At 45.1% G+C, this 14,954-nt stretch carries 16 protein-coding genes; 4 read left to right on the top strand and 12 right to left on the bottom strand.

Annotated features, from left to right (window positions below):
- Positions 1 to 70: 70 nt before the first annotated feature.
- The 5 genes from hutG to hutP all read right to left on the bottom strand — a co-directional run bounded on the left by hutG (position 71) and on the right by hutP (position 6,016).
- Positions 71 to 1,012, bottom strand: coding sequence for a formimidoylglutamase (gene hutG, locus LRR81_RS05190; protein ID WP_231788211.1), 942 nt, complete (start codon positions 1,010 to 1,012; stop codon positions 71 to 73).
- The gene (hutI, locus tag LRR81_RS05185; RefSeq protein WP_231788628.1) at positions 966 to 2,267 is read right to left on the bottom strand and encodes an imidazolonepropionase; all 1,302 of its coding nucleotides are present in this window, start codon (positions 2,265 to 2,267) and stop codon (positions 966 to 968) included. Before hutI ends, hutG begins: the two co-directional genes overlap by 47 nt.
- Complete coding sequence (gene hutU, locus LRR81_RS05180) at positions 2,263 to 3,930, bottom strand: urocanate hydratase (RefSeq protein WP_231788210.1); 1,668 nt, start codon at positions 3,928 to 3,930, stop codon at positions 2,263 to 2,265. The genes hutI and hutU overlap by 5 nt, the downstream gene beginning before the upstream one ends.
- Positions 3,931 to 3,944: 14 nt before the next feature.
- Positions 3,945 to 5,477, bottom strand: coding sequence for a histidine ammonia-lyase (gene hutH, locus LRR81_RS05175; RefSeq protein ID WP_231788209.1), 1,533 nt, complete (start codon positions 5,475 to 5,477; stop codon positions 3,945 to 3,947).
- Positions 5,478 to 5,578: 101 nt separating this feature from the next.
- Positions 5,579 to 6,016 (bottom strand): hut operon transcriptional regulator HutP, encoded by a 438-nt coding sequence (hutP, locus tag LRR81_RS05170; RefSeq protein WP_231788208.1) that lies wholly within the window; start codon positions 6,014 to 6,016, stop codon positions 5,579 to 5,581.
- A 192-nt stretch (positions 6,017 to 6,208) separates the two neighbouring features.
- Here hutP and LRR81_RS05165 point away from each other — a divergent pair, with 192 nt between their 5' ends.
- Positions 6,209 to 7,315 (top strand): NAD(P)/FAD-dependent oxidoreductase, encoded by a 1,107-nt coding sequence (locus LRR81_RS05165; protein WP_231788207.1) that lies wholly within the window; start codon positions 6,209 to 6,211, stop codon positions 7,313 to 7,315.
- A 30-nt stretch (positions 7,316 to 7,345) separates the two neighbouring features.
- Here the strand turns inward: LRR81_RS05165 and LRR81_RS05160 are convergent, their stop codons facing one another.
- A complete protein-coding gene (locus tag LRR81_RS05160; protein ID WP_231788206.1) occupies positions 7,346 to 8,278 on the bottom strand; it encodes a TRM11 family SAM-dependent methyltransferase in 933 nt (310 codons plus the stop codon).
- A gap of 61 nt (positions 8,279 to 8,339) precedes the next feature.
- Positions 8,340 to 8,600 (bottom strand): DUF1292 domain-containing protein, encoded by a 261-nt coding sequence (locus LRR81_RS05155; RefSeq protein WP_231788205.1) that lies wholly within the window; start codon positions 8,598 to 8,600, stop codon positions 8,340 to 8,342.
- A gap of 166 nt (positions 8,601 to 8,766) precedes the next feature.
- Between LRR81_RS05155 and LRR81_RS05150 the strand changes: the two genes are divergently transcribed.
- Positions 8,767 to 9,078 (top strand): hypothetical protein, encoded by a 312-nt coding sequence (locus tag LRR81_RS05150; protein WP_231788204.1) that lies wholly within the window; start codon positions 8,767 to 8,769, stop codon positions 9,076 to 9,078.
- 49 nt (positions 9,079 to 9,127) lie between these two features.
- On the opposite strand, the gene LRR81_RS05145 is transcribed toward LRR81_RS05150, so the two are convergent.
- The 3 genes from LRR81_RS05145 to LRR81_RS05135 all read right to left on the bottom strand — a co-directional run bounded on the left by LRR81_RS05145 (position 9,128) and on the right by LRR81_RS05135 (position 11,466).
- Positions 9,128 to 9,886 (bottom strand): SDR family oxidoreductase, encoded by a 759-nt coding sequence (locus LRR81_RS05145; RefSeq protein ID WP_231788203.1) that lies wholly within the window; start codon positions 9,884 to 9,886, stop codon positions 9,128 to 9,130.
- A 64-nt stretch (positions 9,887 to 9,950) separates the two neighbouring features.
- Positions 9,951 to 10,361: a MerR family transcriptional regulator gene (locus LRR81_RS05140; RefSeq protein ID WP_231788202.1), complete on the bottom strand. Its 411-nt coding sequence runs from the start codon at positions 10,359 to 10,361 to the stop codon at positions 9,951 to 9,953.
- Positions 10,362 to 10,644: 283 nt separating this feature from the next.
- Entirely contained in the window at positions 10,645 to 11,466 is an 822-nt protein-coding gene (locus tag LRR81_RS05135) for an SDR family oxidoreductase (RefSeq protein ID WP_231788201.1), read from the bottom strand.
- 133 nt (positions 11,467 to 11,599) lie between these two features.
- Between LRR81_RS05135 and gpmA the strand changes: the two genes are divergently transcribed.
- Complete coding sequence (gene gpmA / locus LRR81_RS05130; RefSeq protein WP_231788200.1) at positions 11,600 to 12,322, top strand: 2,3-diphosphoglycerate-dependent phosphoglycerate mutase; 723 nt, start codon at positions 11,600 to 11,602, stop codon at positions 12,320 to 12,322.
- A 365-nt stretch (positions 12,323 to 12,687) separates the two neighbouring features.
- Here gpmA and LRR81_RS05125 read toward each other — a convergent pair whose 3' ends face one another.
- Positions 12,688 to 13,446 (bottom strand): MerR family transcriptional regulator, encoded by a 759-nt coding sequence (locus LRR81_RS05125; RefSeq protein ID WP_231788199.1) that lies wholly within the window; start codon positions 13,444 to 13,446, stop codon positions 12,688 to 12,690.
- A 148-nt stretch (positions 13,447 to 13,594) separates the two neighbouring features.
- Between LRR81_RS05125 and LRR81_RS05120 the strand changes: the two genes are divergently transcribed.
- Positions 13,595 to 13,801: a hypothetical protein gene (locus LRR81_RS05120; protein ID WP_231788198.1), complete on the top strand. Its 207-nt coding sequence runs from the start codon at positions 13,595 to 13,597 to the stop codon at positions 13,799 to 13,801.
- Between the two features lie 68 nt (positions 13,802 to 13,869).
- On the opposite strand, the gene mnmH is transcribed toward LRR81_RS05120, so the two are convergent.
- The gene (gene mnmH, locus LRR81_RS05115; RefSeq protein ID WP_231788197.1) at positions 13,870 to 14,940 is read right to left on the bottom strand and encodes a tRNA 2-selenouridine(34) synthase MnmH; all 1,071 of its coding nucleotides are present in this window, start codon (positions 14,938 to 14,940) and stop codon (positions 13,870 to 13,872) included.
- Positions 14,941 to 14,954 lie beyond the last annotated feature (14 nt).

The raw sequence follows: 14,954 nt of genomic DNA, 5'->3' as shown, positions 1-14,954 counted from the left end.
AAAAGCAGAATGATGTCTGATTCACAATCATTCTGCTTTTAAAAGGTTTGTTTCATTTATAAGGTTTGTTTCAATGGTACATAAAGCGCATCATTGCATGTGCGGCAAGGCGGCTCGTCATATCCCGAAAATCCTTTGATGGATCTATTTCGACAATATCCATCGCGATTACTTTTTTAAAATTTGCAGCAGCACTGATTGCTGCTAACAGCTCCCTGCTTGTCAGCCCCCCTGGACCGATTGCCGGGCAGCCAGGTGCATACGCCTGGTCTACTGCATCCATATCAAGAGAAAGATAGACAGCATCTGTCTCTTTCGACAGTCTGCGGCACTCATTTTCAATAATGGCGACAATTCCGTCATGTTCCACATCTGCCATTGAGTAAACCTTGATTCCCTGTTCTTTCGTATATTCGTGATAGTGAAAAGCATTTGAAAAATCCCTGATTCCGATCTGCACAAGATGGCTGCCTTTCAAATGATGGCTTTCCATTAGGCTTCGAAATGGCGTGCCATTCGTTCTTCCCCCGTCTTCCAGGTTCCTGACATCGTGGTGTGCGTCAAACTGAATCACCCCTATGCTTCCGAACTGTTCATGGAACGCTTTAATGGATGGAAAGCTGACTCCGTGGTCGCCTCCAAGCAAAATGTATTTTTCACACGCTTTTACTTCAAGCATCTGCTTGACGCTGATATAAAGTCTATTCAACGATTCATCGGAATCAGCCGGATGAGTCAGAACATCTCCAAAATCAATAATGGAATGGTCTTTGTAATCTGTATTTCTTTCACCGGAATAAGTAGAATAAGCGCCAAGTGCCGCCCTTATTCTCGCCGGCGCCTCTGCAGCCTGTGACAAAGAAATAGACGATTTCGAAAAAGGCAGTCCAATGATGGCTGTTTGCCCCCTGCTCCCGGGTACATAAGCTGAAATGGTTTCTGTCACCTTTGTTACATACTGATCCTTAAAAACGGCCGGCTTTCCCGGCCTCAGGTAGCGAAAATGTTCCATACGGCACTCTCTCCCAGCGTTTGATACCTTTAATAAATACACTATTTGCATGGTTAACGCCAAAATGATATGGAAGGTATTGATAGTTCGGTATATCCCATATTACAAAGTCTGCCTGCCTGGAGATCTCAAGCACACCAGCCCGAGAGCCAAGGCCGATCGCATGGGCCGCATTAACGGTTACGGCATTCCAAATTTCTTCCGCTGACATTTTGAGCTTCAGGGCAGCAAGCGACATAATCATCTGAAGGTTCTCCGTTACACAGCTGCCAGGGTTAAAATCCGTAGCAAGTGCAACAGCGGCTCCTGCATCGATCATTTCGCGCGCTTTTGCATACTGCTCCTTTCCTAAATAAAACGTTGTGCCAGGAAGGAGTACGGCAACCGTGCCGCTTTCGGCAAGCGCTGCTATTCCTTCATCAGAAGCAGCCACAAGGTGATCAGCGCTTTCTGCACCAAGACTGACAGCAAGCTCAAGACCTCCGAGCGGGTCAATTTCATCGGCATGGATTTTTAAACCTAATCCAATTTCCCTTGCTGCTGTTAGGAACCGTTTTGACTGCTCAATAGTAAAGACTCCTGTTTCACAGAAAATATCAGCAAACTGGGCAAGGTTCTCTCTTTTTATTTCCTCCAGAAGCCCTGTCATTTCTTCCAGAAACTCATCACTGTGCTCTTTGAAGGATGGCGGAATGGCATGGGGCCCTAAAAAAGTGGAAATCAGTCTGACAGGGTATGTTTCGCTCAATTTTTTTACCGCTGCAAGCTGCTTCAGTTCTGTTTCCCGCTCCAGCCCATAGCCGCTTTTCGCCTCAAGTGCTGTTACCCCATAGGAAATCATTCTTTCTAAATGAAAGGCAGCCTTTTCAGCTAATTCTTCCTCGCTTGCCTTCCTTGTTGCATGAACAGTGGAGAGAATGCCGCCTCCTTTAGACAAAATGTCCAAGTAAGAAACCCCTGCCTGTTTCAGGGCCAGTTCATCTTCCCTGCTTCCGCCGAATACAAGATGAGTGTGCGGATCAACAAGGCCGGGAGACACCGTTTTTCCTTCAGCATCATAATATTCTGCTGCATCAATGCTCTTGATTTCCGACTGATGGCCAATCCAGACAAGCATGCCTTCACTGACCGCAATCGCTGCCTCTTTCATCACCTTCAGCTGTTTCATTTCCTGGCCTTTTAATGGCTTCTGCGACGCTTTCGGCAATATCAATTGCCCGATATTGTGTACAAGAAGATCCGCTTTCAATTTAATTCCCCCCATTCTTTAGCATCGGGATGTCAACGCCTTTTTCAGACGCTGTTTCCATGGCGGTTAGATATCCTGCATCAGCATGCCGCACAATCCCCATTCCCGGGTCTGTCGTTAAAACGCGCTGCAGTCTTTCTTCTGCAAGCTTTGAGCCGTCAGCAACGGCCACCATTCCGGCATGCAGGGAATACCCCATGCCAACGCCGCCTCCATGATGAACAGAAATCCAGGAGCCGCCTGCTGCCGTATTGACTAAGGCATTCAATATTGCCCAGTCGCCAACAGCATCACTGCCGTCTTTCATCGCTTCTGTTTCCCTGTTCGGCGAAGCAACAGAGCCGCAGTCCAAATGATCTCTTCCAATTACAATCGGCGCTTTCAGCTCCCCGCTCCTCACCAGATCGTTAATCGCAAGCCCCATTTTTACTCTTTCCCCATAGCCGAGCCAGCAAATGCGGGAAGGCAGTCCTTGAAAAGCTACTTTTTTCTGCGCCAGGCTGATCCAGCGCTGCAGCGGTTCATTTTCAGGGAAAAGCTCCTGAATTAAAGCATCTGTCCGGTAAATGTCCTCTGGATCCCCAGACAAAGCGGCCCAGCGGAACGGCCCTTTGCCTTCGCAAAAAAGCGGTCTGATATACGCCGGTACAAAGCCTGGAAAGCTGAATGCAGCTTCTACTCCTTCATCCGCAGCCGCCTGGCGAATATTGTTGCCGTAATCAAAAACAACAGATCCCCTCTTCTGAAATTCGAGCATCGCCTCTACATGCTTTGCCATTGAGGAGGCAGCGCGCTTCATATAAGCGGCAGAATCTTTTTCCCTCAGTGCATTTGCCTCTTGCAGTGTCATCCTTTCAGGAATATAGCCATTCAGAGGGTCATGTGCTGATGTCTGGTCAGTAACGATATCAATTGCTATCTGGCGCTTTAATAGTTCATGATGAATTTCTGCCGCATTTCCGAGAAGGCCGATCGACAATGGTTCTCCTTTTTGCTTCGCCTCAGCTGCCCACTTCAGGGCTTCATCAAGCTGATCTGTTTTTTTATCACAGTACTTCGTTTTCAGGCGTTTATCAATTCTCTCAGCATCAACATCAACTGCGATGCATACTCCGCCGTTCATTGTCACAGCAAGCGGCTGTGCTCCGCCCATGCCGCCTAGGCCTGCAGTGAGGGTAATGGTTCCTGTCAATGAACCGCCAAAATGCTGGCGGGCCACCTCTGCAAAGGTTTCATATGTTCCCTGCAGAATTCCCTGTGTCCCAATATAAATCCAGCTCCCTGCTGTCATCTGCCCGTACATCATCAGCCCTTTTTGATCAAGCTCGCGGAAATGCTCCCAGTTGGCCCATTTTGGCACAAGAACAGAATTGGACAGGAGAACTCTGGGAGCAGCAGCATGAGTTTTAAAAACGGCAACAGGCTTTCCTGATTGAACCAGCATGGTTTCATCATTTTCAAGCCTTCTGAGCGTCTGCACAATGGCATCGAATGCCTCCCAGTTTCTCGCAGCCTTCCCGATTCCCCCGTACACAACCAGTTCTTCAGGCTTTTCAGCCACCTCTGGGTCCAGATTGTTATACAGCATCCGGAGCGCTGCTTCCTGTTCCCAGCCCTTGCATTCCAATTCCAGTCCTTTTTTCGCTCTGATCACACGCTTTGTTTCCATTTCTTTCTCCTCCTTTAGCTGTGAAGACGGACAGGATCAGCTTCCTTTGTTACGGCTGTCCATCCTTCTTTCTTTTTTTTAAGCCATTCCGCCATTCTCTCAATATCCTCAGAAAATACCCGGTCTCCTGTTATAGAAGGTACAATGTTTCTTGCTTCAAGATAAAAGCTTTTTGTGAGCGGCGCCATTTGCTCAATCCCGCGGAATTCTGCTGCCTGAAGAGCACAGATGCACTCGATGGCAAGCACCCTTCGTACATTTTGAATGATGGCATAGCAATGCCTTGCCGCAATAGTTCCCATGCTGACATGGTCTTCCTGGTTGGCAGAGGACGGAATGGAATCAACGCTTGCCGGATGAGCAAGGGTTTTATTTTCTGACACAAGAGATGCCGCGCAGTACTGCATAATCATGGCACCGGACTGCAGTCCAGGCTGTGCACTTAAAAAAGGCGGCAAATCATTTAATTGCGGATTCACTAGCCGCTCAATTCTTCTTTCTGAAATACTTGCCAGTTCAGCAGCAGCAATTTTCATAAAATCCATGCTGAGAGCAATAGGCTGGCCATGGAAATTGCCTCCTGAAATCACTGTGCGTCCGTCATCGAAAATAAGAGGATTATCTGTGGCCGCGTTGATTTCAATTTCAAGCTTTTCTTTCACATAGTGAAGCGCCTGCCAGGATGCGCCGTGTACCTGCGGGATGCATCTTAAGGAATAGGCATCCTGCACGCGCTTCTCGCCCTGGTGTGTGACAAGCGAGCTTCCTGCAAGGAGGTTTCTCATTCTTTCTGCTACATCACATTGCTGCTGAAAGCCTCTTGCTTCGTGAATGGCAGGGTGAAAGGCATCTATAATCCCATGCAGTCCTTCCATGGTAAGAGCAGCGATCATTTCACTCTGATAGGCTAATTCTTCCGCCTCAAGATAGCCGATGGCTCCCATTGCTGTCATGGCCTGTGTGCCGTTGATCAGCGCCAGCCCTTCCTTTGCTTCAAGCTGTACAGGAGAGATGCCTTTCTTTTGAAAAACTTTCATGGTTTCCTGGCTTTTTCCTGAATGCAGGACCCTTCCTTCTCCTATAAGGACAAGAGCGAGATGGGACAAAGGAGCAAGATCCCCGGAAGCTCCAAGCGAGCCCTGCTGCGGAATAAGAGGAGAAATGTTTTCGTTCAGCAGCGTCAAAAGCTGTTCGGCAATCACCTGCCGAATGCCGGAATACCCTTTCAGCAAAGCATTCAGCCGAAGAAGAACCATTGCGCGCGATACGCTTTCAGGAAAGGGATCACCCACTCCGCAGGCATGTGACCGGATCAGGTTCAGCTGCAGAAGATTCACATCTTCCTCTCCAATCACCACATCGCTGAACTTCCCGAACCCTGTATTGATGCCATAGGTAATCTTTTTGGACTCCACAATGCGGAGAACAGCTTCTCTTGATTTGCGCACCTTTTTCATGCTTTCTTCACTGATTGCAGCCTTTTCGCCTTCAAGGCAGATGCGCCTGATTTCTTCAAGCGTCAGTGTATTGCCATTCAGCAGAATCATCTTTATCCCCCCTGAAATAGAAAAGGAGACGACAATGGCATATCAAATACCATCATCGCCTCCTCTTATCTAAATGAACTATAGGCAATGTTCCCCTATATTTAAATGTGATTCATGCCAAGGCCGGCCGTTTCGTGCTCAAGCCCTTTTACAGGAGCGCCGATTGTTCCGTAAAATGCTGCAGCAATCCATTCTCCCTCTGCCTCATCTTCATATGGCCGCCCCCGGACAATCGCAAACCTGAGCCCGACAGTTCTGCTCATTTCGCCTATTGCCGGCTGTCCTCTTGTCACGCCCTCTATGCCCTCCATCACGGCATGATAAAGTGCATGGGTTTCCCTGTATACGCCATCCATGATCAGCCCGTTCCTTTTAGCAGCGGTCTCTGCAGCCGAGATGACTTTTTGCATATTCATCGAGCCGACCCTGCCCTGGCAATAGCGGATATTTTGAAATAAATGGCTGAAAGAAGCCAGCTCATCTTCCGACAAGGCAGCCAAAAGGAGCGCCGCTTTCCCGATTTCTTTAGTAAGACTCATAGAAAACCTCTTTTTATCTGAATTTTTCCTATTTACTAATAACTCTTTTAATTGTATGGGTTTATTCCTTGACCTGTCAATCGGAATAGAAAATTTTAGTACAGCGCTATATTAGTTGATTAGTATAGCAAAGCGCCTATGGGATTGGGATATGTTATAGTAAAATGACTTGAAAGAAAAAGGATGTTAGCGATGACAAAACATATCATTATCGGCGCCGGCATTCTTGGCGCTTCTGCTGCCTACCATCTTGCTAAAAAGGGCCATGAGGTTCTGATTATTGATCGAAATGATCCTGGGCAGGCAACCGCTGCCGCAGCAGGAATTATATGCCCCTGGATCTCCCAGCGCCGGAATAAAGCGTGGTATCAATTGGCGAAGTCAGGTGCTGCCTTTTATCCCGGGCTGATCAAAAACCTGGAGGCAGACGGGGAAACAGACACCGGATATGAAAGAGCCGGGGCAATCAGCCTTCATCCTGTCCCTGAAAAAATTCAGGCAATGGAAGAACGGACGAGAAAGCGATTGGCGGATGCGCCTGAAATAGGAGTCCTCTCAAGGCTGTCCCCTGAAGAGGCAAAAAGAATGTTCCCGCCGATCGCAGGCGATTTGGAAGCTCTCCATATCAGCGGTGCAGCAAGAGTTGACGGCAGGCTTTTGAGGGACGCGCTATTAAGGGCTGCATGCAAAAACGGAGCGGTTCTGCGCCGCGGAAGTGCTGTACTGGAATACGAAGGTAAGACTGTTACAGGAATTTTGGCAGATGAAGAAATCATTCCAGCTGCTTCTGTCAGCATTTGTGCAGGTGCATGGGCAGGAGAACTCGTCCAGCCGCTTGGTCTGAATATTAACATTACCCATCAGCGGGCACAGATTGTTCACATGCAGGCAAAGGAAAAGGATACGAAAGCTTGGCCTGTTGTAATGCCGCCAAGTGATCAGTATTTGCTTGCTTTTGAAAAGGGACGGATTGTCGCCGGTTCCACGCATGAAGATACAGAGCGCTTTGATTCTTCAAGCACGGCCGGCGGGATCGCAGAGGTTTTGCAAAAGGCTTTTTCGATTGCGCCAGGGCTTGCTGAATATGATTTTTTAGAGGCGAGAGTTGGATTTCGTCCTTACACAGAAGGATTTTTGCCGGTCATTGGTCCGCTTCCAGGCTTTAAAGGAGCATTCTTTGTGAACGGATTAGGCGCATCCGGCCTGACAATGGGGCCTTATTTAGGGGCTGAGCTGGCAAAGCTTGCAGCAGGAGAAGAGACGGAGATTGATTTGAGTTTGTATGAAATAAAACTATAAAAAGGAAAGGAGTTTTCGCTCTTTTCCTTTTTATTCGCAAACATAGATATGTCTTGAAAACTGGCTTTTCACCGCCAGCCCGCGATCCTTTATGCTGAACCCGGTTTGTGCAATCTTGTCCTCTATTTCAGCAACGGAAACGATGACGGCTCTTTTTGAGATCCGTCTGGCATGCTTGATAATGTCAAACTGCTCATCTTCCGTAATGTGAGTGTATAAATTATAAGGCAGATCAATAATGGCAGCATCATAATACCCTTCAGCCTCACTGATCGGACCGCTTGTAACACTGCCTTCCAGACCAAAATAAGCAATGTTTTCTCTTGCCCCTTTAGCAGCGAGATGATTAATGTCCCGACCTTCCATTCTGATTCCCATAGAGAGGGCTTCAACGAGCACATTTCCAATGCCGCAGCAGGGATCGATTGCCCGCACGCCTTCAGGGTCTGGAATGGCAATATTGACGATTGATCTCGCCACTCTTGTGCTGAGTGCTGTAGAATATTGCTGAGGTTTCTTGATATGCTTCAGCCAAACCGCCTCGCTTTTTTGATAGCGGCCGAAATACCAGTTGTCTTCTGCAGCAAACACGCCGTAATAAATATCTGGATGGTGCATATCTGCTTCACTTTTAATGACGGCCCCAAGCTTTCTTTCGATCGATCGCCGGTCCTGATAGGAAAATGGCAGCTCGCTGTGCTTGGAACAGATAATCTTAAACGTTTGCTCAGGATGATCGATGTTTGTTACGGCATCTTCCAGTTCCTGAATCGTTTTTCCTTCAAAAAGCACGTCAATCCGTTCTCTTAAGAAAGGAGAACGGTCAGGATTTACTTCAATCTCTGACACAACAAAGCTTTCTTTTATTCCATCATTAAAAAAAGTCCGCATTTCCAGCATGCAGAGAGACTGTTCTTCTAAACTGTATGTATAAGTATAAACAAATTTATTCGTCTGCTTCATCTCTTTTTTCATCCTTACTATCGCATAAAATGCAGCTGGGGCTTAAATAAGCCCCAGTCTATCAGCTATTTTGGCTATCAAATGCTTTTGTGACTTCATTAAATTCTTCGTCGCTTTCTATCTCTGACAATTCTCCGTCTTCTTCAACGCGCAGGAAGAAAAGTTCAATATCTTCAGCTGACAAGCTCTCTAAATCGGCCGAGAAGCTGACTGCTGCATATTGCACGCCGTTAATTTCTGCAGTACCAAGCACTTCAAGCTCTTCTTCCTGGCCATCCTCATTTTCCATCAGAAAAATATCTCCCACTTCAACTTTATCCATTGGTTTTGCCTCCTTTATGCGCTTTCCTTCTCATTATTGCTCATTAAGCACTGTCTTATTATCCCGCTTCTAGAAATCCTCCGTATTATCTCACAGAAACCGCACTCTTACCATACTCGGAAAAAATATGATACTCTTTAAACATCAATAGGACAGGAGCTTAAATATGGAACCAAAAGAGCTTCAGCAAGCCATTATCCAGCAATATCAAAAGGATGAGGAAATGATGATCCTCGTCTTTGCCCAGTGGTGCATTAATCACGGCCTCGTCCCTGAAGACGTATATGCAAAGGCTTATCCAAACCAGCAAAGCAATCAAGCCCTGCAGCATGCCTTATCTCTGACAGTGCCGAAGGAAGAAGCTGGAGACATTTCCTTTGACACATTATTAGGGGTATTATCACTTTACAATAACGATGACCTCGCTTTTGCGGTTTCAGAGGAAATGGAAAATCTAAAAAAGAAGAAGCGAAAATAAAGGAAAGGCAAAGCCCTAAATAAAAATATGGGCTTTGCCTTTCTTATTATTATATGGTATGCTTCGTTGCATTGTACATTTTTTCAGTATAATCATCAATATCATCCCGTGACATGCGCAATCGGTCCGCCGAGCTGCCATAGCCAATTTCGCTTTTTCCCTCTTCAAGCCCTCTGAAAATACCGTCTGCAAATTCATCCAACGGCTCACCGGAAGTATGAAGACCCGCTCCGCCTAAATCTGTCTTTACAGCGGGAGGAGCAACTTCAATTACCTCAACTGATGTTTCTGACAATTGATGCCTCAGGCTCATGGTAAATGAATGCAGGGCAGCCTTTGTAGCCGAATAAATCGGTGCAATGACAAATGGTGTAAAAGCCAAACCTGATGTGACATTTATGATTGCACCGTATTCTTTTTGCGCTAAGTATGGCGCAAAAAGCATAGAAAGATGGAAAGGCGCTTCAACGTTTGTTGTGATTTCATTTTTATAATAATCCCAATTGTCCTCTGCCTCAGCTTTTAACACGTTAAAACGCTGCTGAATCCCGGCATTGTTAACGAGCACATTAACCTCATGATGATTTTCCGCTACCCATTTAAATAATTCTGTGCGGCCATTTTCTTTGCTTACGTCAGCAACACGAGTAATCAAATCTGGGTATTTTTCCTTTGCGCTTTCCAGCGCACTTTCACGCCTGCCGCAAACAATCACCGTATTTTCCGCTTTTAAAAAGCGCTCTGCAAAAGCTAACCCTATTCCTGTGCTGCCGCCTGTAATAAGAATGGTGTTTCCTGATCGTTTCATAAAAAAGATCCCTCTTTCTGTATTGTTTGCTGGCAAATCAAGAGAAGTCTGCTTTTTACCATCATTAAGTTAGAATCTGGACATCATTTTCTGCTTCCCTTAAAAGGTCATTCTTTTGAATAGCGTCCAAATAACGCGAAATTTTATAATCAATTCTCTTAATGGATACGGTCATTAAAGAAATTTCCGCCAATACCGCTTTTTTATGCTTCTCCATCATGGAGAGTCTCTGTTCTATCGTGCTGTCTCCTTCTACTACCCATTCAATGTATTGTTTTATCTTACTAATTGGCATATTCGTATTTTTTAAACAAAGCACAGTTTCAAACAATGCCATCTGGTTCTCTGAGAAGATTCTTCTGCCGGCTTCATCCCGCTCCATTAGCGGCAATAAGCCTTTTTTTTCATAATAACGCAGCGCTGACTCCGTAATACCGAATTTTTCTGCGGCCTGGCCAATAGAATAATAGTTCACTTCAAATCCTCCATTTAGTACGTCGACAAATTCATCTTAAGTCTTAAACCATGGTTTAAGTCAACTGAAAAGCAAAAACAGCCGCCATTTTTTTAGGATTGCGGCTGTTTCTATTTTCTAAGCTCTGTCAGGTATGACTGTCAGCACAAGCGGATGCTGCTTTTCAAATTCTCTGTTCCACAAGATATCGAGTTTATTCGATTTCAGGCTTGTCTCTCGCTTTCAAGGTTAGCGCAGGAAATATTTCTTTCGATTTCGTGTCTGACCCCCGCGTATCCAGTCCTTATTCTGTTTCTTCCTTCCAGCCCTCCTCAAACAGCATTTTCCCAGGCCATGTATAAGCCATTACACCGCCGTCTGCCCGAATATCCTCACCTGTGACAAAAGAGCTGTCGGCTGACGCAAGGAAAAGGGCAACAGATGCAATCTCAGAAGGATTTCCGATCCTGCCCATTGGTGTTACCCATTTTTGCGCCTCTCTGAATTTTTCTCCCTGTTCCTCTTCTTTGCTGCCGGCAAGATGGCTGACAAGAGGAGTTTCAATGGTTCCAGGAGAAACGGAGTTGACTCTTATCCCACTTCTTCCGTAATCAATGGCCATAGCCTTTGTTAAATTAATGATGGCTCCTTTTGCCGCATTATAGCCTGAACGGTCAAGATCTGCGGCGCTTCCTGACATAGAAGCATTATTAATAATGGAACCGCCGTTTTCGAGCATAAGCGGGATGATGTATTTACTCATTAAAAAAGTGCCTCTGAGGTCAACAGAAATCAGCCTGTCAAACAGCTCAACAGGGTATTCGTGAAGCTTGCCGCCTTCCTGATCCGTACCGGCATTATTAAACAGAATGCTGACTGTTCCGTATTCTTCTTTCACTTTATCAGCGAAGTTCTTTACGCTGTTTTCATTAGATACATCCACCTCATAAGCTTTAGCTCTGCCATTTTTTTCAGCTATGCTGTTAACTGTTTCATTTAATTCTTCGAGCTTAATATCTGCGCAAAGAACAGCTGCTCCTTCTTCTGCAAATCTTTCTGCTGCAGCTTTTCCAATGCCTGTAGCGGCGCCTGTTATGATGGCGACCTTGTTCTCTAATCGTTTCATACGTGATTGCCTCCTTCAATTTCCTATTAAAAGAAGTACCCTGTATGTGAAGGTGTAAACTTTTCAAGAGGTTTTGGATAGGAAGCATACGGACTGCTTACATTAGTAACAAATGCTGCAGAGGAATGGTTTTATGTATAAATTAGTATTAGTCCGGCATGGGCAGAGCGTTTGGAACCTGGAAAATAAATTTACAGGCTGGACAGATGTTGACTTAACTCCACATGGGCTTGACGAAGCAAGAGAAGCGGGATTGATTTTAAAGAGCCATGGGTATGTTTTTGATCTGGGCTATACTTCTTTGTTAAAAAGAGCGATCCGAACACTTTGGATTATTCTTCAGGAACTGGATTTAGTGTGGATTCCCATCAGCAAATCATGGCGGCTGAATGAAAGACATTATGGGGCTTTGCAAGGCTTGGACAAAAAAGAAACAGCAGCCAAGTACGGGGAAGATAAAGTACATGCATGGAGGCGGTCCATGTTTGAGGTACCTCCTCCTCTCGACATAACAGACAGCAGGTACCCTGGGTTTGAAGCGAAATATCGGCATGTACCAGTGCAGCATTTGCCGCTGGCTGAAAATCTTGCTGCTACAGAAGCACGGGTCCTGGAGTATTGGCACAATACATTAGCGCCAGAAATTAAGGCCGGGAAAAAAATCATTATCTCAGCCCACGGAAATACCATCAGATCGCTGGTCCAATATTTAGACAACCTTTCTCCGGACGGTATAGCAGACCTGAATATTCCGACTGGCGTTCCTCTTGTTTACGAACTAAACGAACAGCTGAAGCCGCTGAGATCTTACTATTTGAAGAAAAAAGAAACAGAACTGCCTGCTGCAGGGAATTAGCTTTGGAAATGGGTAGAGGCTCCTTTTTTTAAGGAGCCTCTACCTAGGGTGAGTTTACATAATACTATTATTATAATTATTTTTACTGTTTTTTACTTTGAGTGAAGAATAATCACGGCAAAATTTCTTTTTATACTAGCAAAACTCTTTTTTACTCCCTGCCTCCTGGCCATCACCAGTAACTGAATAGCCGGCTTTTCAGTTACTGTCCAAAATGATCACTTCACTGGCGGAAACAGCGATTTTACTGGCGAAAATCATCATCTAACTGTCCATTTTTCAGTGTTTACTGTCCAAAATAGATGCTTTACTGTCCAAACCATTTTCCGCATTCAAAAGTCATTTTTGCTGCACTTCCTCAGCGACTATTTCCCCGTATAAACCTTGATCGCTTCTCTGAAAAATTCAGCAGTACCAGGTACATTACGATCGTAATTGGCTTTGAATCTGTCATCAGAAACATAGAGATCCCCAAGCCCTGCGTGTGCTTCTTTCGTATAGGACGGCCAGTAGAAGCTCAGCCATTGTTTATGAAGCTCGCACGCTTCCTGTGCTTCTTTGCCTGCCGGATCTCCTGTTTCTACAGCCTTCTTCAGCAGCGCACGATAGTCTGTTTCAAGTCTGGTCAGCGTCTCATATTCTTCCTTTGTCATGTTCTTCACTTTTTCATTTGAGCGCATGATATTTTCTTCACCGTATTTCTCCCGAATTTCTTTTCCGAATTTCTCCTCATTTTCCTTAATCATTTCCTGCTTAAAGCCTTCAAACTTCTCATGATCTGACATCTTTCCTCTTCCTTCCTGCACAGCGATCGTCTTTTCTACGTTTCGAATCAGAAGATCCAGCTGCTTTCTTTTAGACAGGAGCTGTTCGTAATGCTCTTTCAGGGCACTTGCTGCTTCAAATGTAGGATTGGACAGGATCTCCTGTATTTGTTCAAGGCTGACACCGAGCTCTTTATAAAATAAGATTTGCTGAAGTCTGTCAACTTCCTTTTTACCGTAAATCCTATATCCTGATGAGCTGATCCTGGCCGGCTTCAGGATTCCAATTTCATCATAATACCTGAGTGTTCTTGCTGTTGTGCCTGATAGTTCAGCGAGCTTTTGTACGGTATATTCCATCGTCTTCCTCCTGACAATTTCACTTTACACCTTGACGCTGCGGAAAGGTCAACACGATATTGTCACTTTTGAAGTTGTAAAAATTGGACAATGTGGGGTACCATAAAACAATAGCTGAAAATTCTATTTGAAAGGATCGAGGACTAACATGGAAGAAGGACAAATATCCTGCAAAAACTGCGGCGCCCTGATCCCTTATCATTCAAGCCGCTGCCCGGAATGCGGCATTGAAAATCCGATACCAAGATCGGAGAAGGCTAAGAATGTCATTATTATAGCGATGGCTGTTATTATAGTTGTTCTAGTCGGGGCTATGGCCTATGGTACGGTGAACGCACTCGTAAAGCTTTTTTAATAATAAAGCTGTGTGGCAATAGGATAATATCTAAAAAAAAGAAAGGCAGATTGCTGCCTTTCTTTTCTTTATGCCTGGATCCCCATTTGCTGAAATGCTGACAGCTTGTATTTTTTATAAAGCAAGTGCTTTATTTCCTCTGCTGCTTTTTCTGCATTGTCTGCTGCAATTGATATTTTTTGATCTTCCGGATATTGCATGTAGCTGTGTTCATATCTGGGATCATAATAGTAGCGCAGCAGCAGCTCTGCTGCATCTCCATAATTTCCTGCAGAAAGCTTTGCCTCAATATCTGCTGCAATTGGCGTATGAATGCGGTTTTTGATCATTTGAAATGCATGCAGGCATTCCTTGTGGTGCATAGATGGATCATAGTCATCCAGAATATGGCGGACTCTTTCTTCCATTGGAAGCTCAATAAACAGCTGTATCCCCTGCTCCTTTTTCTGGATGATGCTTAAAGGCAGCACAACTTTTCCGATCCTTTTGCTTTCAGCTTCAAAAAGCATAAACGGCGAATGATTGATTGCTCTTGCTTTTTGTATAAAAAGCGCATCAAACATTTTTTGATTATGCGGCTCAAGGCCAATTTGACCGAAAATGGATCCTCTGTGATTAGCCATTCCCTCCAGATCCATGATTGGATATCCTTCAGATTCCAGCTGCTTTAAGATAAGTGTTTTGCCTGTTCCCGTATTTCCGTTCAAAACAAAGGCATCAGGCTTGACCGGCATGGTTTCAATCATATCGACAATCCACTTTCGATAGGCGCGGATGCCGCCATTTAACCGGTAAACCTTAATCCCCATTAAGTCGAGCACTGTAGCAGCTGTCCTGCTTCGCATACCGCCTCTCCAGCAAAAAACAGCTTTTTCCCCATTTATTGAAGAAAAATCTTTTATATAAGAAGGGAGCTTGGCTGAAAAAATTTCCAGTCCTTTGTCTTTTGCTGCCTGGACACCGGTTTGTTTATAGAGAGTTCCGACTTCTGCCCTTTCTTCATCGTTGAATAAAGGGATATTCATGCTCCCTGGTATCGTTGCCGCTTTAAATTCTGAAGGTGATCTGACATCAATGAGAGAAAGTTTATTCTGATCTGTCAGCTTCAGCATATCTTCTACTGATAAATCCTGAAACACTGTTAACCCGCCTT

Source organism: Metabacillus kandeliae, assembly GCF_021166585.1.
Lineage (GTDB): Bacteria > Bacillota > Bacilli > Bacillales > Bacillaceae > Metabacillus_B > Metabacillus_B kandeliae.
Note: the sequence above shows the minus strand (reverse complement) of the source record. Positions and strands in the feature narration are given on the sequence as shown.

Excerpts from the sequence above, each read along its gene's own strand:
- hutG (WP_231788211.1), bottom strand. The coding sequence starts at position 1,012 with ATGGAACATTTTCGCTACCTGAGGCCGGGAAAGCCGGCCGTTTTTAAG.
- hutU (WP_231788210.1), bottom strand. The coding sequence starts at position 3,930 with ATGGAAACAAAGCGTGTGATCAGAGCGAAAAAAGGACTGGAATTGGAA.
- hutH (WP_231788209.1), bottom strand. The coding sequence starts at position 5,477 with ATGATTCTGCTGAATGGCAATACACTGACGCTTGAAGAAATCAGGCGC.
- hutP (WP_231788208.1), bottom strand. The coding sequence starts at position 6,016 with ATGAGTCTTACTAAAGAAATCGGGAAAGCGGCGCTCCTTTTGGCTGCC.
- LRR81_RS05165 (WP_231788207.1), top strand. The coding sequence starts at position 6,209 with ATGACAAAACATATCATTATCGGCGCCGGCATTCTTGGCGCTTCTGCT.
- LRR81_RS05160 (WP_231788206.1), bottom strand. The coding sequence starts at position 8,278 with ATGAAGCAGACGAATAAATTTGTTTATACTTATACATACAGTTTAGAA.
- LRR81_RS05155 (WP_231788205.1), bottom strand. The coding sequence starts at position 8,600 with ATGGATAAAGTTGAAGTGGGAGATATTTTTCTGATGGAAAATGAGGAT.
- LRR81_RS05150 (WP_231788204.1), top strand. The coding sequence starts at position 8,767 with ATGGAACCAAAAGAGCTTCAGCAAGCCATTATCCAGCAATATCAAAAG.
- LRR81_RS05145 (WP_231788203.1), bottom strand. The coding sequence starts at position 9,886 with ATGAAACGATCAGGAAACACCATTCTTATTACAGGCGGCAGCACAGGA.
- LRR81_RS05135 (WP_231788201.1), bottom strand. The coding sequence starts at position 11,466 with ATGAAACGATTAGAGAACAAGGTCGCCATCATAACAGGCGCCGCTACA.
- gpmA (WP_231788200.1), top strand. The coding sequence starts at position 11,600 with ATGTATAAATTAGTATTAGTCCGGCATGGGCAGAGCGTTTGGAACCTG.
- LRR81_RS05125 (WP_231788199.1), bottom strand. The coding sequence starts at position 13,446 with ATGGAATATACCGTACAAAAGCTCGCTGAACTATCAGGCACAACAGCA.
- LRR81_RS05120 (WP_231788198.1), top strand. The coding sequence starts at position 13,595 with ATGGAAGAAGGACAAATATCCTGCAAAAACTGCGGCGCCCTGATCCCT.